Raw genomic sequence first — 22189 nt, 5'->3', positions numbered from 1 at the left:
ATCTCACACAAAGCAACTGTATCATATTTTTCTTTTTTCGGCTTGGTTTTAAGCTTAATAAACAAGGAAGAATATAAAATTTACTAAAACATCATCTTATAAAAAATGATTATTTTCATTTTAACTTTTTATTGACAGAATAAAAAATACACAGTATATTGAAACCGGTTGCAGTTTCGAAATATTCAGAATTTTGAATTGCCCCCTCCCTCTTTTAAAGACCCTTTTACCCCAAGATCTACACAACAGAAAAAACGAAACACATTACATCACGAACTGCTTCCTAGAACTCTTTCACCAATTCATTATTTTTTAGGAGGAATGACCTTGCCTAAGACAAGAAAAGTAGTTTCACTCATGCTGGTCATCTTAATGGCCGTATCTTCTTTCTTTATTACACCATCCTTTGCAGCTGAGACAAATAGCGGAGATCCAACAGCCTTTTCAGAACAAGAACTAAAAGAAAATGACTACATTCTTTATTTTGTAAATGCAGGTGACCCTACCCCTGAAACTGTTGAAGGAGCAGATAAAATGGGGCTCTTTTCTAGTAATACGGAGCAAATATATGGCACTGATCCAATAACTGGGAAAAAGTGGGGCTTAGTCACCACAACTACAAGCACAAGTGTTAATGATACAGGAAATAAATATGGGACATTACGCTATTACAATGGACCTCAAACACGTGACAAGGCAATTCAATATAAGTTTGAATTACCTGATGGAGAGTACGATCTTACCTTAGGCTTTAAGAATCCTTGGAGCGGCCGAAGCGTTAATATTCTGGGTGAAGGAAATAATCTATCAAATGGAGATTTTGATATTGGCAGTTATTCAGCTGAAAAAGAAGTTACGTATCAGCAAGTGAAGATAACTGATGGGGAACTTGATGTTTTGATTAAAGGACCGGCATCAGCTAATCTAACGGTTCATAATGATCCATTGGTTAACTACATCATTATTAGAAAATATGTTGTCATTCCTCTTTCTGATTTGGAAACGAAAATTGAAGCTGCAAAAACAGAAGCGGAAAAGACAGATACCTATACAAAGTATACCTTGGAAGCACTAGGTAATGCGATTGAAGAAGCTGAAACTTTTGTACGTTCTATCAAAGAAAATAACCTTGATATTAAATCAAAAGAAGTCCAAACAAAAATAAGAGAGGCGTTAGCAAACTTGGAAGAAGCCATAAGCGGACTTGCATTAGATATTCCAAATGAATCCTTTAAGCCGGGACAAGAATGGCGAGATACGAATGGTGCCATCATTCAAGCACATGGCGGCGGAATCATGTACGATGAAAATACGAAAAAATATTATTGGTATGGTGAAGATAAAACAAATGGTTATCTTCCAGCAAGGGGTGTAAGAGTTTATTCATCTACAGATCTTTATAACTGGAAGGATGAGGGGCTTGCACTAACGGCTATTGAATCAATGGAACAATTCGAAACCGATCCGCTTATTTCAAAGCTATATGAAGGACGAACTGATAAAGCTGATATCTTGAATGACATCGGTACAGATAGGGTAATTGAAAGACCTAAAGTAATCTACAACGAAAAAACGAAGAAATATGTCATGTGGATGCACACAGATGGCCCTTCTGAAACATCGAATGCGATGTATGCGAAAGCTGAAGCAGGCTATGCGTTAAGTGACTCTCCTACCGGACCTTTTGTTTATCAAGAAAGCAACCGTATGGATAGAGCTCCAGAGGATGCAGAATATAATGGACAGCCAGATCAGCCAGGTATGGCACGTGATATGAACCTGTTTAAGGATGATGACGGGACGGCTTATCTGATCTATTCCAGTGAAGAAAACATGACGATTTATATTTCTAAATTAAACGAAGAATATACAGACGTTGTCGGCTGGCATAAGGATGGCAATGAAGAACGGGATGAAACCTATAAAGCTGTTTATGGCGAAGATTATATTCGAGTTTTTCCTGGTGCACAACGCGAAGCTCCTGCGATGTTTAAATATGATGGAAAATACTATATGATAACATCTGGTGCAACCGGTTGGGATCCTAACCCTGCTCGATATACAGTTGCCGATAATATATTTGGAGAATGGAAGCCGCTGCGCAATCCAGCTGTAGGAGAGAAAGCATCGACAACCTTTGATTCACAAAGCACGAATGTCATACCTGTTGATCCGGAAAACGGAAAGTTCATTTTCATGGGTGACAGATGGAACAAAAATGACTTAAGTAATTCAAGATATGTTTGGCTGCTAATTGAATTTGGCCAGGACGATGAAATTATTTTGCAATGGTATGATGAATGGAAGCTGGATCTGTTAGACAGAATGGGGAAAGTTACCATCAATACGGATCTTCTTGAAAAGGTTGCAATAGATCAAATACCTAATTTGCCAAATGTTATTAATGTTACAAATACACAAGGAAAACAAATGGATACACCAGTAAAATGGACCATCAAACCAGAAGCGTTTTCAAAACCGGGTACGGTTACAGTTGAGGGGCTCTTACCTGAATTAGCGAACAAGGTGATACGAACAAAAATTCTCGTTATTCCAGACAATGTTCGATTCTTCGTTCATGCAGGAGGAGCAGCAACAAGCGATTATAAGCTTTGGTCCTCTTATATGCAAAAAACACTTATAAATAAAGACACCATCGACCAACAATATGCTCCTGAAAAAGGATTGACATGGGGATATGTTGGTGATCGGACAAGACCAGCCGGCAGTGAGGGCGGGGATTTATTCTCAGCATTACGCTACCTATTAAGGGACTCTGGAGATGATCTGACTTATAATTTTAACCTGAAAAACGGAAACTATACTGTTTATACCGGGCTTTATGACCCTTGGTATTCATCAACAAGAGGCAGCAGAAAAGCGAATATCTTGCTTAATGGAGCTACAAAAACAAGCGGTTATGTCTTTACTGATTCCTATGATGTACTTGAATACGAACACGTGAAAATTACCGATGGAAAGCTTGGTCTAACTGTTCGAAGAGTACCTGGTTCACCTGACCCTCAGATTAGCTGGATCATGATTGTCGAAGAAGATACAACCGCACCGGCTGGTGACTTTACAATTAATTCGGGGGCAGAGTACACAAATAAACAAACTGTCACTCTCTCCCTTACTGCTGAAGATGATTTAAGCGGAGTTGATCAGGTTCGTCTCTCTTCTGACGGGGAGAATTGGAGTGATTGGGAAGCTTTTGATTCAACGAAAGAGTTTGTTTTACCAGCTGGTGATGGGCAGAAAACTGTTACTATGCAATTAAAAGACAAAGCTGGCAATATAAGCACAACCTTGCAAAAACAAATCACATTAGATACAACCGGGCCAGTCATTAAGTTTACAGGAAATGAGGAAAACTATACCATCGATTCACAAATCGCTATTTCCTGTCAAGCTGTTGATGAATTGTCGGGAATCAAACATTTTGATTGCCCAGGTGCAAATGGTGCTGCGTACAGCTTTAAACTCGGAGAAAATAAAATCTCGGCTACCGCAACTGACAAAGCAGGAAATACAACTGAAATAAAAACCGTATTTACAGTCACAGTGGATTTTGACAGCTTAAGCTGGTTAACTGAAAGCTTTGTTAATCAGGATGGTATAGCCCATTCTCTTACAAAGAAATTAGCATCAGCTAAAGAAGCAGCTTCTATAGGGAATCGTGAAGCAATGGCGGGTGTACTTAAGGCCTATACAAATCAAGTTGCTGCACAAAGCGGGAAGTCGATTACCACTGAACATGCTGATTTGCTCATATCATTGGCAGCTAATCTAAAATAATAATATTGAATGAAGGACCAAAATAAAGCTGGTCCTTTTTCTTATTCAATCCCTAGCTTTTGAATAAATTTTCAAAATAATGTAAATAATTGTAATAAAAAGCTTTTAGGAGAGTTTGTTTATGTTACATGATAAAAAGTATTACGTGGAAGATCCAGATTTTTTAGAGAAAAGAATAAAGGTTGCCAAAATGACGAAAGATCCTTTATTGCAAATTGAAATGTTTGAAAATGAGACAGCAAAACAAAGGTTGCTGCAATTGGTTTCCGTTGCACAGGAGACATTTTTATATACGAGGGATACGGTGGAAATACATACCTCAGATCTTAATCTTTTGTTTAGAGCAATACTTCATTTAGTCAGACTAACGAAAGATGATCTTTCCGATCTTGAATATTGCTATGTTTTAAGTAATTTAGATAATGTCACCACGAAATTGATACAATGTTGTGAAGAGATAAAAACATATTCGGACTCACCGATGGTTCGAAAGAAGAAACGGCAAGGTTACTTTGATTAATGAAAAAAGGTGCTGGCTCAAAATTAGAGACCAGTACCTTTTTTCCAGCTATCCCCTTTCCCCTTTAAGCAGCATCAAATCAAGATATAACTGGCATTTTTGATTAAAGTCAGAAAAGTCTATATTAGTGAGTTCAGTTATTTGCCTTATTCGATAATTTAAGGTGTTAGGATGAATAAACATCTGCTCTGCAGTTGTCTTTAACTTACAATTATTTACTAGGAAATATTCAAGTGTTTTTAATAGCTCTGTTTGACTCTCTTGATCCTTTGCTTGTAGGATCTGCAAACATTTATTTTGGTAATTTCTTCTCTTGTTCTTATCTTGGATAACATCAAGATACCGGAAAATTCCCAGCTTTTCATATTCATATGGGACATTTTCCTGCGTGCCCAATTGGTCAGCAATCTCCACAACCTCAAGAGCTTCTTCATAGCTTGAGGATAGGAGCCTAATATCCTGATATTCATTTCCAATCCCAATATAAATATTCGAATAGCGCTTCTCATCAAAATTCGTTAATAAATTTTCAATGATCAGTAAGCCTGCTGCTGTCGGGGAATATTTAAGGGAGTAGCAGCCGATAATCATGACAATATTTGATTGATTAATTAGAACATGACTGGTATTATCCTTTAAATTCAGATAGGATTTGATCGTTTCTTTTAATTCCTCAACAAGCTCTTCCTCCGCATTCACAGCATTCACCACCATGATGGTGAAAATCGACGGCAGGACGATATCCAATTGTGCCGCTTCCCATCTTAGCTCCTTCTCATTTTTAAATCCATGATTAATCGCCTTTCTAAAGAAGCGTTCGATTTCTTCTTCCTTCTGCTGCTTAATCTTATTCTTTTTATAAATGGTTTTCCCTACATGAAAGGAGACTTCATATAAAAACTCCATTTCTTCTTCTGTAAGATTCTCTTCTATTTCTTGAACCCAAATATACCCCATAATCATATCTTTATATTTTGCGCTTACCACTACGCGCTGGTTTAAGCCAATTTCCTTCATTTCATTAATTCTAAACGGAGTCGGAATGGTTTTTAATTGATCAATGATTCCTGTTTCAACAAATCTTTCAAAAATATTTAACGGGCATTTTTTTGCAAAAATCGTTTGCTGATTCGCTTGATCAAAGTGATCCACATAATAGGAATTGTAAGCTAGCAGAAAAAAATGATCACTTTCAAGAATCACCGGTTTTTTTAATCCATTGCTTATATGATCGATCATATCATTTAGATCAGATAAAGAGAAAATTCGTTCTAATAACTCGTTCATAGGCCTCGTTCTCCTACTTCGTTTTATCCTTATCATACTTTGCAATTGGGTGAAAGTATAGTTCAATTGGCAAGAAATCTTCCGAGATTTCTTGCGTTAAGGATTTCATCTGCCCTTCAAATGTAAAAATCCCCTGAAAGCTCAGGGGATTTTACTTTTATCTTTATAAATCATTAAATTTCAATTGATATCATTACATTGATTTTGTAAACTCAGAAAACCTCTCACTAACTTGTGCAGAAGGCTTATTAGTAAGTAAACTAACAATATACACAGCTAAAAGACTTGCTGCAAACGCTGGTACCATTTCATACAGGAAATCGGACAGCCCTAACTTTGACCAAACGATCACGATGATCGCTCCTGTAACCATTCCTGCAAGCGCACCCCATTTTGTCATTCTTCGCCAATATAAGCTTAAAAGAATGACTGGACCAAATGATGCCCCAAAGCCAGCCCAAGCATAGCTAACTAACCCTAGAATTGTGTTGTTTTGAGTCCATGCCAGGCATAAAGCTAAAATTGAAACAACTAATACGCATAATCGCCCCATGAAAACAAGCTCTTTATCAGAAGCTGACCTGCGGAAAAAGGTCTTGTAGATGTCTTCAGTTAATGAACTTGATGTAACAAGTAATTGTGAGGAAATTGTGCTCATAACCGCTGCCAATATTGCAGATATTAGGAAGCCTGTAATTATAGGATGGAACAGGATATTTCCTAATTCAATAAAAATCGTTTCAGGGTCAGCAATTTTCATACCTTCTTTCGAATAATACGCAATACCCAGAAAACCTGTTAACATGGCACCAATCGTGGAAAAAATCATCCAGTTCATCCCAATTCGACGGGCCCTTTTGATTTCTTTTACAGACGTAATCGCCATAAAGCGGACAATGATGTGCGGTTGTCCAAAATAGCCTAGCCCCCATGCAAATAATGAAATGATGCCGAGGAAGCTTGTTCCTTGAAAGATATCCAACAGCTCTAGATCAATTGAACGAATTTCCGAGATAGCTTCTGTTGGACTGCCAATTTGGAGCAATGTCACTATAGGCACTAATATTAACGCAACAATCATAATAATTCCTTGTACAAAATCAGTCCAGCTAACAGCCAGGAATCCCCCAAATAATGTATAGGCTACAGTGACCCCGCCAATAAGCCATAACCCTGTATGATAATCAAGATTTAAAATGCTATTAAACAGCACACCGCCTGATACCATTCCAGACGAAACATAAAAAGTAAAAAAGATAATAATGATAAGACCTGAAAACAAGCGAAGGATCTTCGTTGTATCATTAAAGCGGTTTTCTAAAAAGGCTGGAATTGTAATGGAGTTATTCGCCATTTCCGTATAAGTACGTAAGCGTGGTGCTACATAAAGCCAGTTAGCCCATGCCCCCAATGTTAGACCGATCACAATCCAGGAAGCCGATAAACCTGTCGCATACATGGCACCAGGCAAGCCCATCATAAGCCAGCCGCTCATATCAGATGCACCAGCACTTAATGCTGTCACTGCCGGACCAAGATTCCTTCCTCCAAGCATATAATCTGATAGGTTTGCCGTACGTTTATAGGCATAATAGCCGATTAAAAGCATCCCAACCATATAAACACAAATCGATAAAATTAGCTGCAAATTAACCATTTTATTCCCCCATCCATTACTTTGTTTCAATTTTTATATAAAATATTTTATAAATATACTATAAAAGTAGAATAATAGAAAGCAGATTTTTTCCCAAAAACTTTATCTGCTTTCCATTAATAATGGTTACAGCATTTCACTAATTGTTTTTGCTTGCATATGGAGTGCTAAGTAATCCGGACCTCCTGCCTTTGAATCTGTTCCTGACATTTTGAAGCCGCCAAATGGGTGATAGCCAACAATTGCGCCTGTGCAGTTTCGATTAAAATATAAGTTTCCTACGTGGAATTCCTGTTTGGCACGTTCGATATGCTTTCTGTTGTCGGTAATCACCGCGCCTGTTAGCCCATATTCTGTATTATTGGCAATTTTAAGAGCCTCATCAAAATCTTTTGCCTTGGCAAAAGCAACCACCGGTCCAAAGATTTCTTCCTGCATGATTCGTGCATTTGGATCAAGATCGGCAAAGATTGTCGGCTCAATAAAATAGCCTTTCGAATCATCACCGTTTCCCCCGCTCATTAAACGGCCTTCTTCTTTCCCAATCTGAATGTAATCCATAATCTTATCAAATGAGCCTTGATCAATAACCGGCCCCATATAGGTTTCTGCCTTTTCTGGATTGCCAGTAATTTTTTGCTCTGTAATTTCTACGACACGTTGCAGAACTTGATCATACACATCTTCATGTACAACAGCGCGAGATCCTGCTGAGCATTTTTGTCCGGCAAAACCAAATGCCGAAGTAAAAATAGCTTGTGCAGCAAGCTCCAAATCACAGTCTTTATCGACAACAACTGTATCCTTTCCACCCATTTCAGCAATCACGCGTTTTAAATGCATTTGACCTGGCTGAACCTTTGCTGCGCGTTCAAAAATACGAGTACCTACTTCACGAGAACCAGTAAAGGTAATAATGCTTGTTTTTGGATGATCAACTAAATAATCCCCAACTTCAGCACCACTGCCTGGAACAAAGTTTACAACTCCCTTTGGCAACCCTGCTTCTTCTAAGACTTCTACAAATAAAGCAGCGATTACTGGTGTTGCACTAGCTGGTTTTAAAACGACTGTATTTCCCGTCACAATTGGAGCAACTGTTGTACCAGCCATAATCGCAAATAAGAAATTCCAAGGCGGGATCACAACTGTAACACCTGTAGGCGTGTAGATATATTTATTGATTTCACCTTCACGACTATTAACAGGCTTGCCTTTTGCCAATTCGATCATTTGGCGGCCATAGTATTCCATAAAATCAATCGCTTCAGCTGTATCAGCGTCCGCCTCATTCCATGGTTTTCCTGCTTCTTTCACTAACAGTGCAGAAAAATCATGCTTTTTACGGCGCACGATGGCTGCTGCTCTAAACAAGATGTTTGCTCTCTCTTCCGGATTCCAATAACGCCATTCTTCAAAAGCTTCTGCTGCAGCTTGGATCGCCATCTCAGCGTGCTCCTTTGTCGCTTTGGAAACAGTTCCGACAACTTCTTCTTTATTAGCGGGGTTATAGGATATAATTTTATTTTCTGTTGAAACTCGCTCACCATTTATCACAAGCGGATAATCTCTTCCCATTATTTCGTTTACATTAGCTAGTGCCTTTTCAAAGGCGATGCGGTTTTCCTCAATACTAAAATCTGTAAATGGTTCGTGTTTGTAAGCTGTTGTCATAATAATCGACTCCTTTTCGTTTGGTTATTTTTTTGTCATTCCCTTTAGAGCAAACGCAATATTTGCCGGACGCTCTGCAAGTCTTCTCATAAAATAGCCATACCAGTCATTTCCGTATGGAACATAAACTCGCATTTTATAGCCTTCCTTGACTAGTTCCTTTTGTGTTGCTGTTCTCATCCCATAAAGCATTTGAAACTCAAATTGAGTGGTTGGGATATCATGTTCTTTTGTCAATTTTTTTGTATATTCAATCATTGCATCATCATGTGTTGCAATGGCTGTATAATTTCCATTTAATAAATTCATTTTTATGAGCTTTTTGTAATTTTCATCAACATCTGCCTTCACTGGAAAGGCTACTTTTGCTGATTCCTTATACGCTCCTTTTACTAATCGTAAAAAAGGTTTATATTGATTTAAATCTTGGAGATCTTTTTCTGTTCGATATAAATATGCTTGTAAAACTGTGCTAACATAGGTGTAGCGTTGTTTAAAATCTTTGAAAATATCAAGTGTTTTTTGGCAGCGTTGTTCATCCTCCATATCGATCGTAACCATTATTTTGTGCTTTTCAGCTGTATCCAAAATTCTCGTCATATTTTCAAAGACAAGGTTTTCATCAATGTCTAAGCCTAAGGACGTCATTTTTAATGAAACCTGAGAATCCAAGTTTTGTGCAGCTATCGTTTCAATTGTTTGAATGCATTCTTCTGTACGTTCCCTTGCAATAGCTTCATTAGTAACAAACTCACCTAAATGGTCAACTGTAACCGAAAGCCCCTCTTCATTTAATTCTTTTATAAATTTTATGGAGCTAGGAAAATCAAGACCACCGACAATCTTACCTGCTGCAATATTTCCTCCCCAATTTTGGGCTGCTTTATTTAACGCTTTATTTTTGGATAGATATAAGAAAAAATCTCTAGTAAGTACTTGCACTGCATACACCCCCATAGGATCAAGCTAATAAAAGTTTCATAATGTTTCCTTAATGATAATTTTACAATTGTGACCAAACTGTAACAATGTAGCGGAAATACAAAGATTAAGCCTTGTCTTTGTGTATAAAGCACAATTTATTGTGTAAACGCTTTAAAGCGCTAGAATCTTAGACTTTACCACTTTTCTAAGTGGTCTATATAATACTTGTTCCACAGATTGGGGATGGTTAAACAATTGATGTCATTTCCAATCATTCGGTCTTTTACCTACCATCGATAATAAGGAATTTATCTGTGATGAATAAAAATGGATCCTACCCAGTAGAATCCATCTTTATGATTTACCTATTCTCTTGTTTTTCACTAGGGATTAGTATATCCAGCCGATAATCAAGCTCTGCATCACATGAAACGGCAAGTGGAACGACCCCGTGTGCTGCATCGGTGTGCCCTAGCATGCGATTGCTTGCAGCTATTAGTTTTTGGCGTTTTTTAATTCTTGACAGCCGCTCTTCTCCAAGCTCGTGTCGGGTTGATTTTATTGTATCGAAGGAGAAGCTTATCTCTCCATTTTGAAATGCTTCTTGATCTAAAAACTCGAGGCTCCCCTCACGGAAATTTAGATAGAGCAAATCACCTGTTTTTAAATAGAGAATTCCTCCACGATCTTTTGCTTCTGGAGTCATGTGACCAACTGCAGCACCATAGGTTACACCTGAGTAGCGGCCATCACTAATCAGAGTAGCTAAACGCTTCAGCTTTCGATTGGCGTTTATATGCTGCATCGGAGTAAACATTTCCGGCATACCAAATGCTACAGGACCCTGCCCGGATATTATGATTGAGATTTTTAAGCTTCCTTCCTTCACCATGACATCAAATAGCTCTTCATAGCCTAATTGTTTGTAAGATTCATATAACTCAGGTGTATTATGAAAAAGCATCGCTAGTAAATTTTCGAAGGAAAAGCTGCGGTTATCTCTTAGCTCATCTAATAGCTTGCTATTTAATAAACCTTTATTTGCCTCATCTTCATTTTCATAGTAAAGTACAAATGCACACTTTTTATCAAACATATTAAGCTGATGTGTTGTCATGCCGCTAATCTTTACAACAGCGCTTTCAAAGAAGTTTCCTTTAAGAACATCAACACCGCTGAATGCTCGTCTAGGAGTTGATAAAATGATTGGATTTTCTTTTACATTACCAGCAGATAATGCGCCTGTTTTAGTTGATAAGCGATCAAGCCAGGTTGTACCAGTAGCAGTAGGTGCTTCAACATCCATTGGGACACCATTTTCAAGCAATTCATGGAAAAGTGTCTCCATGCCGCGGCTAGATCCTGAGCAGCATTGGGTAGCCAAAGCAAAAATATCCCGGCCTTCTGTTAAACTATAATTAAATAAATCTGGTATTGGAACCTCGTGGTGGATCTCATCCAAATCCCATAGGCTGAATTTGTAACCTCCATATAACATAGCTGCCACAATATGCATCATAAGGTTGGTTGAACCTCCTGAAGCACTATGGATACGGATGGCATTTTTAATATTTGCCGCCATAATATTTGAAACGCCGTAAACAGGATCATTTATCATTGTTGCTAAACAATCCAGCGATTGATTAACTTGTTCTTGTGTAGGAGGTGCTGTAAGCAGTTCTAATGCCGGATGGACAAGTCCCATGCCTGCAACGAGGTGGCGTGAGCTATTGCCAGTTCCATTAAATGCACAAACACCGCCTTGGCCATCACATGTATGTACCGCAAGCTGTCTTTCATATTCATCATGCTCGGTTTGAGTAATAAACCCATGCTCCTTTGCCCGCTGCAGGACACCTTGAAACGCTGTATTTGAGGAGCATTGCAGGATATATGCCATCGTATCACGGAGGTCGAAGGCAATATCCTCCGCTCCTTGTGCTTCTGCACGTTTTGCCACTTCCTCAAGTTCAGCAAACAATTCTTCCGGAATAATCCCTCCTTGGAGGACATGTGCCGGAGCAAAGCTGGCAAAAAATGGCGCCTCACCGCGATCTTGTCTGACACGATCTAAATGAGCAAGCGCACTGACCACTCCCAATGGCTGTTTATCACAGCCTTGAATCACAAATGCACCATGGTAACTATGTGCTTCTAGCTGATTAACGACCATTTGTGCAACAGCATTCCGGCTTTGCAAAGAATAACTCATCCCTTGATTACTTTGGGCAGTTCCATCACACATAACAGGAGTTGAAAAATAAAAAGGCACACCGCCATTTTGCCAAATGCGGATCGCTGCTCTTGCAGAGGTTTGAAAATCCATAATATGTGCAGGATGGTCAGAAGATCCGCCAATGATAGCGATTCTAGGTGCATTTTCATGTAAGCGATTATACACCTCTTCCAAAGTCCAATCAGGCTTTCCGCCCTCATATGCAGATCCAAGTATTTGTTTTGAACGATCAAGTAAACCAGCAACACAAATCGGCTCATTTGCTTTTCCTTGAACATTGTCGCGGTAAGGGTTAATTGAGTTGTTGATATATGGGTACTTGATGGACATTATTAATATTTCCTCCTTTTGTATAGGGGGGAATGTCAACCATTTCTCCTCTCCCTTTATAAGTAAACCTCTCTAGCAGTATTCTCTACTTATAGGACTGTTCCTACTAAAATGTAGCTTTTTCACTAACTGCCGGAATACCTAATCCTTTTGCACCAGGCTTAGACATAATAGCATCTGGATAATAGCGTTCAATCATTTTCATGCCAAGCTGTGCCCTGCGAACTCTTTCTTTACATAGTGCTATATTTGTTGCATCGAGATGGGTGCCGGAAGGGTAAACATCTGGATGATTACGTAGTCCGAATTTAATGTAGACAGGTGCTAATACGCGAATAAACTCCGGAATTTCATAATGCCGAATAAATCCCCCGAAATTATCCGGTACTTCAACATATAGATCAATTGGGATGTCAATTGCTTGTCTAATCGCTGCCAGCTTCGGTAATGTTAGAGCAGTTGGAACATTATATGTATCCGCTCCTATATCCTGCATTAATTTAATGGACACAGGATTTGCCGCCATCATTTGAACTGACACCTTTACGACAAAATTCTGAGGAAGAATGCCTTGTTTTTTCATTTCCTTTGTTAATAACAACAAGCCCTCATCCGCAACTAAAGCACCTCTTAAACCAAGCTCAGCGCCTCTTTTTAAATCCTCTATCGCATAAACAAGCTGATCTGCCCCTTCATGACGAAGGGCGATTACCTTTCCGGCACTTGTCAACGGCTGTGCACCTATATCCCAAGTGCCTCTTGGTCCGACAAAAAGACTTAGTTCCATTTGTTTTTGAGCACTCATTAAGCACATTTGCTTAATCTCTTCGTCGGTTAACAACATAATGCCGCTTCCTTGTGAAACACGGTGAACAGTCAGGTTTAATTTCTCGATTTCATCAAGAGTCGCCTCTAAAGCTTTTGGTCCTTCAACACTTGGAATCTCAACACGGTATTGCGCCCCATCAGGAAAGCGTTTAGTTGAGGTTGGAAGATCATATAAATCTCCTGGTGCATAGCCTAATGATGCCAGAAAATCTCTTGAATCCTTCATTATCGTCACTCCTTGAACTTAAAATTTTTGAAAAGTAATTCGACATTAAGAGAAATCGCTTACAAACATCTCTCAAGAAAAGAATCCGATAAAGAACATTCAGCCTCTTTTATACAAGATCAGGTAATTGAATTATATAAGAAATAAGACCTCTCCATTAGAGAAGCCTTATTTCCAACACCTTTACTAATTATGATTGTTTAGCAAGGCGAATTACATTCCAAGAAAGCTTAGGTAATACTGCAGTTACTACTCCATTCTCAAGTTCAGCATTTCCATTTGAATGAGGAGCAACAGGTGTACCTTGAGCAGAGTTCGTTTGTTTAAGATCATCATTTTCAAGAACAATATGCTCAATGACCTTATAGCCTTCAAAATTACGAATATCGCACTCTAGATGTAAGCCATCATTCAAATCACGGTTTACAGCGAAAATCGTTAATTGTTCATTTTCTTCATTATATACTGCTGTAGACTCTAGTAATGGAACATCTGTAAAATCTTTACTATCATATTTTGGACTTGAAATAACCGGATTAAGGGCTACCCCTCTACCATAAACAGATGTATGCATATATGGGTAGAAAATCGTTTGCTTCCAAGCAGTTCCATTATCTTCAGTCATAATTGGCGCAATAACGTTTACTAGCTGAGCAAGGCAAGCAATTTTCACACGGTCCGCATGCTTTAATAATGTGATCAGCATACAACCAACTAATAATGCATCTTCGAAGTTATAAATATCTTCAAGCTGTGGAGGCGCAATACTCCATGGTTCAATTAACTTATCCTGTTCTCTGCTATGGTACCAAACGTTCCATTCATCAAACGAAAGATTAATATTCTTTTTGCCGCGTTTCTTTGCTTTAATATAGTCGGCAATCGAAATAACTGATTTAATAAAATCATCCATTTCAAGAGATAGTGCTAAATAGTTAGAAATATCATTGTCTTTGTTTCCATAGTATTGATGTAAAGATATAAATTCAACATGATCATAGGTATGGTCTAAAACGGTTGCTTCCCAATCGGCAAACGTTGGCATGCTGCGGTTTGAGCTTCCACAGGCAACCAATTCAATTGAGGGGTCAACCCATTTCATAACTTTTGCTGCTTCTTGGGCAATTCTGCCATATTCAGCTGCAGTCTTATGTCCAATTTGCCAAGGCCCATCCATTTCATTTCCTAGACACCAGGTTTTAATGTTATAAGGGTCTTTGACACCATGGGAGATTCGGAGATCACTATAATAAGAACCACCTGGATGATTGCAATATTCAACTAGATTTCTAGCTGCATCAATACCGCGTGTTCCCAAGTTTACAGCCATGTTTACTTCAGCATTAACGAGCTGTGCCCATTTCATAAACTCGTTCGTTCCAATTTCATTTGTTTCCGTTGTACGCCATGCAAGCTCTAAACGGCGCGGACGCTGGTCTACCGGCCCTACTCCATCCTCCCAGTTATATCCCGATACAAAGTTTCCGCCTGGATAACGAATAAGCGGTACTTGAAGTTCCTTTACCATTTCAATGACATCTTGGCGAAAACCATTTTCATCTGCTTGTGGATGTCCAGGTTCATAGACACCGCCATATACGGCACGACCTAAATGTTCAACAAAGGAACCATAAATTCGTTTATCAATCTCAGAAACTTTAAAGTCCTTCTCTAAAATCATTTTTGCTTTTTTGCTCATAATGTTTCTCCTTTCAATATGTAAATATAGTAGGAATTGGAAAATATACTAGAAAGAAAAGGGTCAAAGCTATTTTGAGCAAATGTGCCTGACCCTTTGCACTCTCTTATTGACCTATATTCGCTTCTACTGTTTCTTGCGCTTGTTTTAAAGCTTCTTCAGCAGATTGTGATTTCTGTCTAAGAACATTGTTAAACGTGTTTGTATTTAATTCAGTGATAACATCAGGATAATGTTCAGTCACATTGATATTTGGAATTTCATCTTTAATTTCTAGTAATGTATCAAAGATATCATTACCAAAATATTGATAAAACTTGTTATCTTCACGAACAGCAGGGTCTTCCCAAACATCCCAGCGTGGCGGATCAAAACCTAAAACCTTCCATAACTGAATATTAGCTTCCTTCGAAAGCTTGGCAAATGCTAAGAACTCTTTTGCAAGCTCAGCATGTTCTGTTTGGTTCGTAACGACTGTACCTGTTCCCCCCATACCAACTGAACGATCTCCACCTTCTTCCCAAGCTGGCATCGGACGGATCACCATTTTACCCTTTAGGTCTGGCATGTAGTCTGTGAAACGGCCCATATACCATAAAGGCATAGAAATGGAAGCAGCTTTTCCTTCATTCATGTATGCATAAAATTCCTCAGCATGCACTTCTCCGCCTGGAGTAAGTTCAGCAATCTTATGCTTGTCAACAATATCACTTAAAAATTGCAGTGTTTTGATATTCGTTTCATTATCAAGCGTAATATTTCCCTCTTCATCAATAAAATCTGAGCCTTGCTGCGCAATCATCGACTGAAAATTAATCATATCTCCTGTCTGTACAGTCGTCATAACAGCATCCGTGTTTTCAACTACTTTTTTACCTGCTTCAACATAGTCATCCCATGTCTTAATGGTTTCAATATCAACGCCTGCAGCATCCATTATTTCTTTATTGTAGAACATGACAGTTGCTCCAACATGCGTTGGCATCCCATAGTAGTTCCCGTCTTTAGCATAAAGGTTAAGCCGTGATTCAATAAAATTAGCCTTTTCAGGTTCTACGTATTCATTCATTGGCAATAATTGTGGTTCACCTTGTAAGTAGTTTGGGAAACGGCCAACTTCGATATCGGCAAGATCAGGTGCACCTTCACCAGATTGTAATGCTAATAATAAGTTATTGTGCATTTGGTCATAAGGAAAGGTTTCAGCAACCAGTTTGATTGGTCGATCAGGATTTTCTTCATTCCAACGATTTGCTGCATCTTTAAAGAATTCCATGTGCAATTCAACAAAAGTCCAAAATTTTAATTCAGTGGCATTCTCGATGTCTCCGCCTGTTACTTCAGACTCAGTCGCTTCACCACCGGCTGATTCTCCACCGCCACCGCCCGAGCATGCCATTAGCAGGGCTGTCATTAAACTTAAAAGTAAAGCTAACAAACTTTTCTTTTTCATGTTTTTTCCCCCTAATTTATTTTTAAAATTGCATTGTTAATAACTTATTTAATACAGCAAATACTTCACCTCCCTTAAGGAGACTGGAATTGAAGGCTAAGTTTAACGCTTACATTTTTACTACTTAAACGTTTAAATCATTAATTTATTTCAGCAGATAAATGCGTTGTTCTCTCTGTTTTAGCAGTTACTTGTTGTCTCTGGTCAAGCTGGTTAAAGATTTGTAATGGCAGCCACATGCAGCAAATTCCAATTGCACTAACTGTAAAAAAAGGGATTACACCTGGATAACTAAGCGAACCATATACAAGACATAAAACTATTGCACCAGATACGATCGTATATTGAAGCTTAGATAGTCCAATAATGAGTGCATTTTTAAAATGTTGGAGGCAGGTAGCCTTATAGTGTACAAGTAATGGAAAGGACCAGATTACGAGTATCGTATAGAAAAAAATAATAAAGTAAAACGCAAATGGCACAATAAAGATCATTTCACTATTATTACTAACAATCACTCGATAGTTGAAATAAAGAATGATTCCCATTACTGATAAGGTCCAGCCCATCAAATTTGCAGCCTTAAATTCATGAAGGTAAATGTCTTTAAACGTAGTCCAAATTTTTACTTTATCACCCATTAGCCACTTTCTTGCAATACCTAGCACAGCAGCCGTAGCAGGGAAAATTCCGGCTACAAATAAGCCAAGGATAGAAAATATAAACCAAAGTATATTCAACATGACAAGGCGTATCACCCAATGGAGCATGTTATCTAGTTTTGTGACAATCTGGTTTCCATTCATATGACTTACCACCTCTTTTTACGCTGAATGAAATTATCCTTTTACCCCACCAACTGTAAGACCAGCAACAAAGTAACGCTGGAAGAAGATAAATAGAATGATAATTGGGACAATTGTCATGACTGACCCTGCGATCAAAATATCGTAGTTATTCCCATAAGGAGTTAATAAAGTTGCTAGTCCAATTGGTAATGTAAACATATCATTCGATCTCAAAACAATTAATGGCCATAAAAAGTTATTCCAGCTTCCTAAACCTTGAAGAATAGCCATCGCTGCCATTGATGGCGCCATAAGCGGCAACATAATTTTAAAGAAAATACCATATTCATTTGCACCATCTATTCTAGCAGCATCCATCAATTCTTTCGGTAAACCAAGAGCATATTGTCTAAAGAAGAATACGGCTACTGGCGCAACTACTGCAGGAAGAATAACAGCTGTATAAGTATTGATTAAGTTTAAATTAATCATTAATTGAAATAGTGGAAGCATGAGTATTTCAAATGGAACCATTAAAATAAATAGAACGAATCCAAAAATAAGATTTTTCCCTTTAAAATCGTAGAGTGCCAATGCATACCCTACCATTGAGGAGAAGAATAATGATAAAACAATCGTGATGACAGAAATCACCAAACTATTCGTAAACCAACTCCAATAATTTCCCCCTTGAGAAAAGATATACAAATAGTTATCAAGACTCATCGTACTTGGATCAAAGACTAAGCTAATCCCGTTCCTCATTAATTCCGATGAGGGTCTAAAGGATGAAATTAATAGATTTAAAATAGGGAATAGAGCAATAAAGGAAATAATAACAAATCCGATGTTTGTAGCCCAAATTAAGACTTTAGAATTGTTCTTTTTCATTTATTGACCCTCCTTTTTAAATGCTCCAGTAAGAATTAATTGGATAAAGCTAACAACAAAGATGATTAGCATCAAGATAACGCCAATTGCTGCACCGAATCCCATATCATTTTGTTGAATACCTTGTTGATATAAGTAACCAACGACACTTAACCCAATATTTCCTGGTGATCCAGCTTCCCAAAATACAAAACTTTCTTCAAACATTCTAAATCCATGGATCACTGAAATGGTGACGACAAATATCGTTACTGGCTTTAGAAACGGAAGAGTGACATGATAGAATTTATTAAACGTTGTTGCTCCATCTATTTCTGCAGCTTCATATAATTCCTTTGGAATATTTTGAAGCCCTGCCAAAAAATAAAGGATATTTACCCCCATCCATTTCCAAGAACAAAGTAAAACCATTAAAAACATCGCAGACCATGCTTGGTATCTCCAATCAACAGATTCAAATCCTAAAAAGTTTAGAATTTGATTAGCTGCTGCAGTATCCGTTTCACCAAACATTAGTCTAAAAACCATACCAGAAACAATTGTAGACGCTAAAGCTGGTAAAAATAATGAAGCCCGGAAAATTGTTTTTAATTTTACTAACTTAGAATCTAATAAAACGGCTAAAACAATTGGGAGAATGGTTAAGATTAAGACTGTTAAAATAACATAAGTCGTTGTATTTGAAAGCGCTTTATAAAAAGTTGGATTGAATACTCTCGAGTAATTGTTTAACCCTATAAATGTAACTTGACCTGGCAGTACTTTTTGGAAGCTCATAATAATAGCTTGGATTGACGGAAATAAAGAAAAAATCAAAAATGAAAGAATGAAAGGAGAAACAAAAATATAAGGAACAACTTTTTTTGAATTTAAGAAACTAAGTAATTTTTTCTGACTTTTAACCGGTGCTGCAAGTTCTTGGGATTTTATCCTTGATTCAGGTAACATAAAAAACCCTCCCCAGAAAATACTTATAACGCTAAATTTTTAAACCTTTGTCTATGAAATATTGTTGATAAAAGTAAATAGGAACTATGAAATCATTCGATAAAATTCATTGATGAAAAGAATTTTTGAAAATTAAAGATTATTGCATTTCCGATCTCAACTTTTCAATGACCATTTTTTAGCTAAGCAGCTTGTTATTTTAAGTCTTATCTTAGTTGCTAGAAATATGAGGTAATTTGTGGGCGAATATTTTTAGAACTATGTGCTTTTCATTTTGTAGCCATCTGTTAAAATACATGATGATTTAAAGAACATACTTTGAACTTGATACACCTCCTCTGCCTGTTGTTAACGCTTACACAATCGATTAAAAAAATAACTATGTAAGCTTTCTCTACTTTTCCTTATAATTTGTACGAACGTCTTTAAGTTTTTTTATCTTACAAACTCGTACGCATATATTTCTATTGCCTATTATATGAGAGTATTTTATTAGTTTCAATAGTTTTTTTAATTTTTTTAAAATTCGAAATCAACTTTACTGAAAAATCAGCCATTAATCCCAAAATCTATTGGTTCACTAATTTGTTAAGGTCTAATTCTTTTGTTGAATTACGTATAATGAGATCTGGCTCAAATACAACAGATTGTACTTTTTCAGCCATTTTTTTGGATTGACCGTTTTTCTCTTTCAATAGGTCTACGATCATATTTGCAGCTTTTTCTCCCATTTTGAATTTGGGATGACAAATCGTTGTTAATTTTACTTCCGTTAATTTCCCCATAAAAGAATCATCAAAGCCAATTAGAGATAGATCCTCTGGAACACGTATGTTTTTCTCTCTTAGAACATCTAACAGACTGATCGCCAACTCGTCGTTATAACAAACAATAGCTGTTGGCTGAACACTTTGCTCTAAGGATAAAAGCTTAGTAAGTTCTTCAACCGGCTTTGTTGTTTTTTCATTTGAATTATACGTGACGATAAAATTCGGATTTATAGGAAGACCATATTTTCGATGTGCTTTAATAAAGCCTTTCATCCTTTTTACACCTTGAAGATCATCTGTTTTAAAGAATCCGGCTATATTTGTATGTCCCAATTGAATAAGATGCTCGGTTTGGATATAACCGCCCTTTTCATCATTCATTGTAATACTTAAAGGCTCCAATTCATCATAATAAGCATTAACCATAACATAAGGAATGTTTAAACGTTCAATATTCAAATAGTAGTTGATATTTGGGTTGGAGATAGCACTTTTTGTAGGTTCTACGATCACGCCTTCAAAGGGTTCGGTTAAAATTTTTTCTAAGACCCTTTTCTCCATTTCATGATCGTTATTTGTACTAAAAAGATTTACATTGTAGCCATGTTTGCTTAAATATGCTTCAGCTCCGCTAATAATGGAAGGGAAAATATAATCTGAAATAAAAGTTGTAATTATCGCTATATTTCTTTGGTTACCCCCGCTTTTTAACCGGTTATCACTTGATCGATCCGCACAAAATGTGCCTGCTCCCTGCTCACGATAGAGCCACCCTTTATTCACAAGCTCGCCTATAGCAGCACGAACAGTATGACGACTAACACCGAACTGCTTCATTAATTCGCTTTCTGAGGGTATTTTTTGATGAGGCTGAAAAGTTCCATCAAGGATTCTAGATTTAATTTCTTGCTTCACAATATCATGTTTAGTTGCCATAAAAACACCTCTTATTGTTTAGTAGCTGTTGGATTTAATTTAAATTAGAAAAAGATTCAAATTATGATCTTAAATAAATTACATGTACGAATATTTACTCTAATTATTATAAAAGAAACATATAATTCAATTGCAGGACAACCAAGAAACCGTTTACACAATCCTTCAAATTCCTTCTTTTCTCTTCTTATACGTAAGTGTTTAGTTATTACCTAATAATAGTATAAATTGTACGTATATTCAAACAATTTATGAGAAAATTAACACCTTCTGACATTTACTTTTTTGTTAATCTTCTCGATTAGGTCTTGGTTATTCATATCAAAATTGTTCATACAACTTTTAATCCAGAAACCTTAAACAAGTATATCCCGTACTAATGTATAGTACGGGATATACTGTAGACATTTATATCACCAGAGCAGCTTGAGTTCGACCATCGTTTAGCAACAATTACTAGTTGTCTTTTACCTGCTTGGCTATTTATTCTTCAACTTCTCGGCAAGTTCCTCCAATCGATTGTACTGCTGAATACAATAGTGACGTCCTTCCTTTTTCAGATACCCTTTTTCACAAAATTGGGCAAGAACATGCAATAAATGTCGGTAAGAGACACCTAAAAAATCACAGACGGTTACGTGTTTCTCCTTATAGACTTCTTCATCAGCGGTTTGCAAGATAAAATCCGCTAGCCGGTTTTCAAGAGGAAAGGCGAGACTTTGGGAATACTTTGCAGCCATTTGTGTTGCTTTTATACTTAAAAACTTGGTTAGTTCACGCAGAAATGTCACATCTTCCAACATTTGGGTGCGGAAGTGGTGAAAGGGAAGCGCAAAACAAACCGTCTTAGTTGAGCTTTGAATCCCTTTTGTATAGTACACTTCATTCAACAATTCCATTTCCCCAATAAAATCATTCGCATTAATAAAATTAAGTAAGGAAACTTTCCCATTTTGATGTGTTACATAAATTTTCGCTTTTCCTTCTATGACATAAAATAAAAAATCCGGGCGCATGCCTTCTTGAATAATCCATTCGTCACGTTTGTATTCATGCACTTGGATATACTCTTCAATTGGAAAAGAAAATAATTGGGCAATAGAATACTTATCCAAATAGTGTTGTCTTTTCTCATTTTTATAATTTTTCATAACCCACCTCAGAAATATGAGATATCTCATATTATTGTATGTGACTCCATGATATTATGCAAACAATGGAGGG

General features: G+C 37.3%; 15 protein-coding genes. 2 read left to right on the top strand and 13 right to left on the bottom strand.

The genetic code is table 11. The annotated features are described in order from the left end of the window. The first annotated feature begins 327 nt into the window (after nucleotides 1-327). Nucleotides 328-3798, top strand: coding sequence for a family 43 glycosylhydrolase (locus ACSVDH_RS08695; RefSeq protein WP_439252334.1), 3471 nt, complete (start codon nucleotides 328-330; stop codon nucleotides 3796-3798). Nucleotides 3799-3919: 121 nt separating this feature from the next. After that, complete coding sequence (locus tag ACSVDH_RS08690) at nucleotides 3920-4318, top strand: hypothetical protein (protein WP_439252333.1); 399 nt, start codon at nucleotides 3920-3922, stop codon at nucleotides 4316-4318. 48 nt (nucleotides 4319-4366) lie between these two features. On the opposite strand, the gene ACSVDH_RS08685 is transcribed toward ACSVDH_RS08690, so the two are convergent. The 13 genes from ACSVDH_RS08685 to yeiL form a co-directional block, all read right to left on the bottom strand. Further along, complete coding sequence (locus tag ACSVDH_RS08685) at nucleotides 4367-5605, bottom strand: PucR family transcriptional regulator (protein ID WP_439252332.1); 1239 nt, start codon at nucleotides 5603-5605, stop codon at nucleotides 4367-4369. Between the two features lie 193 nt (nucleotides 5606-5798). Next, nucleotides 5799-7262, bottom strand: coding sequence for a sodium/proline symporter PutP (gene putP, locus ACSVDH_RS08680; RefSeq protein ID WP_439252331.1), 1464 nt, complete (start codon nucleotides 7260-7262; stop codon nucleotides 5799-5801). 126 nt (nucleotides 7263-7388) lie between these two features. Further along, on the bottom strand, nucleotides 7389-8936 hold the full coding sequence (gene pruA / locus ACSVDH_RS08675) for an L-glutamate gamma-semialdehyde dehydrogenase (RefSeq protein WP_439252330.1): 1548 nt from the start codon (nucleotides 8934-8936) through the stop codon (nucleotides 7389-7391). 24 nt (nucleotides 8937-8960) lie between these two features. Further along, entirely contained in the window at nucleotides 8961-9893 is a 933-nt protein-coding gene (locus tag ACSVDH_RS08670; protein WP_439252329.1) for a proline dehydrogenase family protein, read from the bottom strand. A gap of 328 nt (nucleotides 9894-10221) precedes the next feature. Continuing rightward, nucleotides 10222-12426, bottom strand: a complete 2205-nt coding sequence (locus ACSVDH_RS08665; RefSeq protein WP_439252328.1) for a dihydroxy-acid dehydratase domain-containing protein — start codon at nucleotides 12424-12426, stop codon at nucleotides 10222-10224. Between the two features lie 106 nt (nucleotides 12427-12532). Then, nucleotides 12533-13480 carry a U32 family peptidase gene (locus ACSVDH_RS08660; protein WP_299089691.1) on the bottom strand — a complete coding sequence of 316 codons (948 nt, stop codon included), beginning with the start codon at nucleotides 13478-13480 and terminating at the stop codon, nucleotides 12533-12535. 190 nt (nucleotides 13481-13670) lie between these two features. Next, nucleotides 13671-15182: an arabinosylfuranosidase ArfA gene (gene arfA, locus ACSVDH_RS08655; RefSeq protein WP_439252354.1), complete on the bottom strand. Its 1512-nt coding sequence runs from the start codon at nucleotides 15180-15182 to the stop codon at nucleotides 13671-13673. A gap of 103 nt (nucleotides 15183-15285) precedes the next feature. Further along, entirely contained in the window at nucleotides 15286-16632 is a 1347-nt protein-coding gene (locus ACSVDH_RS08650) for an ABC transporter substrate-binding protein (RefSeq protein ID WP_439252327.1), read from the bottom strand. Between the two features lie 140 nt (nucleotides 16633-16772). After that, nucleotides 16773-17438 (bottom strand): YesL family protein, encoded by a 666-nt coding sequence (locus tag ACSVDH_RS08645; RefSeq protein WP_439252326.1) that lies wholly within the window; start codon nucleotides 17436-17438, stop codon nucleotides 16773-16775. Nucleotides 17439-17471: 33 nt separating this feature from the next. Continuing rightward, nucleotides 17472-18311: a carbohydrate ABC transporter permease gene (locus tag ACSVDH_RS08640; protein WP_439252325.1), complete on the bottom strand. Its 840-nt coding sequence runs from the start codon at nucleotides 18309-18311 to the stop codon at nucleotides 17472-17474. Further along, on the bottom strand, nucleotides 18312-19259 hold the full coding sequence (locus tag ACSVDH_RS08635) for a carbohydrate ABC transporter permease (protein ID WP_299089683.1): 948 nt from the start codon (nucleotides 19257-19259) through the stop codon (nucleotides 18312-18314). It abuts the gene before it with no gap. Nucleotides 19260-19828: 569 nt separating this feature from the next. Next, a complete protein-coding gene (locus ACSVDH_RS08630; protein ID WP_439252324.1) occupies nucleotides 19829-20965 on the bottom strand; it encodes a GntR family transcriptional regulator in 1137 nt (378 codons plus the stop codon). Nucleotides 20966-21444: 479 nt separating this feature from the next. Next, nucleotides 21445-22116 (bottom strand): transcriptional regulator YeiL, encoded by a 672-nt coding sequence (gene yeiL, locus ACSVDH_RS08625; protein ID WP_439252323.1) that lies wholly within the window; start codon nucleotides 22114-22116, stop codon nucleotides 21445-21447. Nucleotides 22117-22189: the final 73 nt, after the last annotated feature.

The organism is Metabacillus sp. Hm71 (genome assembly GCF_051842955.2).
In the GTDB taxonomy this organism is placed as follows: domain Bacteria; phylum Bacillota; class Bacilli; order Bacillales; family Bacillaceae; genus Metabacillus.
This window is presented reverse-complemented; position numbering and strand designations above follow the sequence as displayed.

Coding starts and splice junctions, on each gene's coding strand:
- pruA (WP_439252330.1), bottom strand. CDS start 8,936: ATGACAACAGCTTACAAACACGAACCATTTACAGATTTTAGTATTGAG.
- ACSVDH_RS08635 (WP_299089683.1), bottom strand. CDS start 19,259: ATGTTACCTGAATCAAGGATAAAATCCCAAGAACTTGCAGCACCGGTT.
- yeiL (WP_439252323.1), bottom strand. CDS start 22,116: ATGAAAAATTATAAAAATGAGAAAAGACAACACTATTTGGATAAGTAT.
- ACSVDH_RS08690 (WP_439252333.1), top strand. CDS start 3,920: ATGTTACATGATAAAAAGTATTACGTGGAAGATCCAGATTTTTTAGAG.
- ACSVDH_RS08685 (WP_439252332.1), bottom strand. CDS start 5,605: ATGAACGAGTTATTAGAACGAATTTTCTCTTTATCTGATCTAAATGAT.
- ACSVDH_RS08640 (WP_439252325.1), bottom strand. CDS start 18,311: ATGAAAAAGAACAATTCTAAAGTCTTAATTTGGGCTACAAACATCGGA.
- ACSVDH_RS08650 (WP_439252327.1), bottom strand. CDS start 16,632: ATGAAAAAGAAAAGTTTGTTAGCTTTACTTTTAAGTTTAATGACAGCC.
- ACSVDH_RS08630 (WP_439252324.1), bottom strand. CDS start 20,965: ATGGCAACTAAACATGATATTGTGAAGCAAGAAATTAAATCTAGAATC.
- ACSVDH_RS08660 (WP_299089691.1), bottom strand. CDS start 13,480: ATGAAGGATTCAAGAGATTTTCTGGCATCATTAGGCTATGCACCAGGA.
- ACSVDH_RS08665 (WP_439252328.1), bottom strand. CDS start 12,426: ATGTCCATCAAGTACCCATATATCAACAACTCAATTAACCCTTACCGC.
- putP (WP_439252331.1), bottom strand. CDS start 7,262: ATGGTTAATTTGCAGCTAATTTTATCGATTTGTGTTTATATGGTTGGG.
- ACSVDH_RS08670 (WP_439252329.1), bottom strand. CDS start 9,893: ATGGGGGTGTATGCAGTGCAAGTACTTACTAGAGATTTTTTCTTATAT.
- ACSVDH_RS08645 (WP_439252326.1), bottom strand. CDS start 17,438: ATGAATGGAAACCAGATTGTCACAAAACTAGATAACATGCTCCATTGG.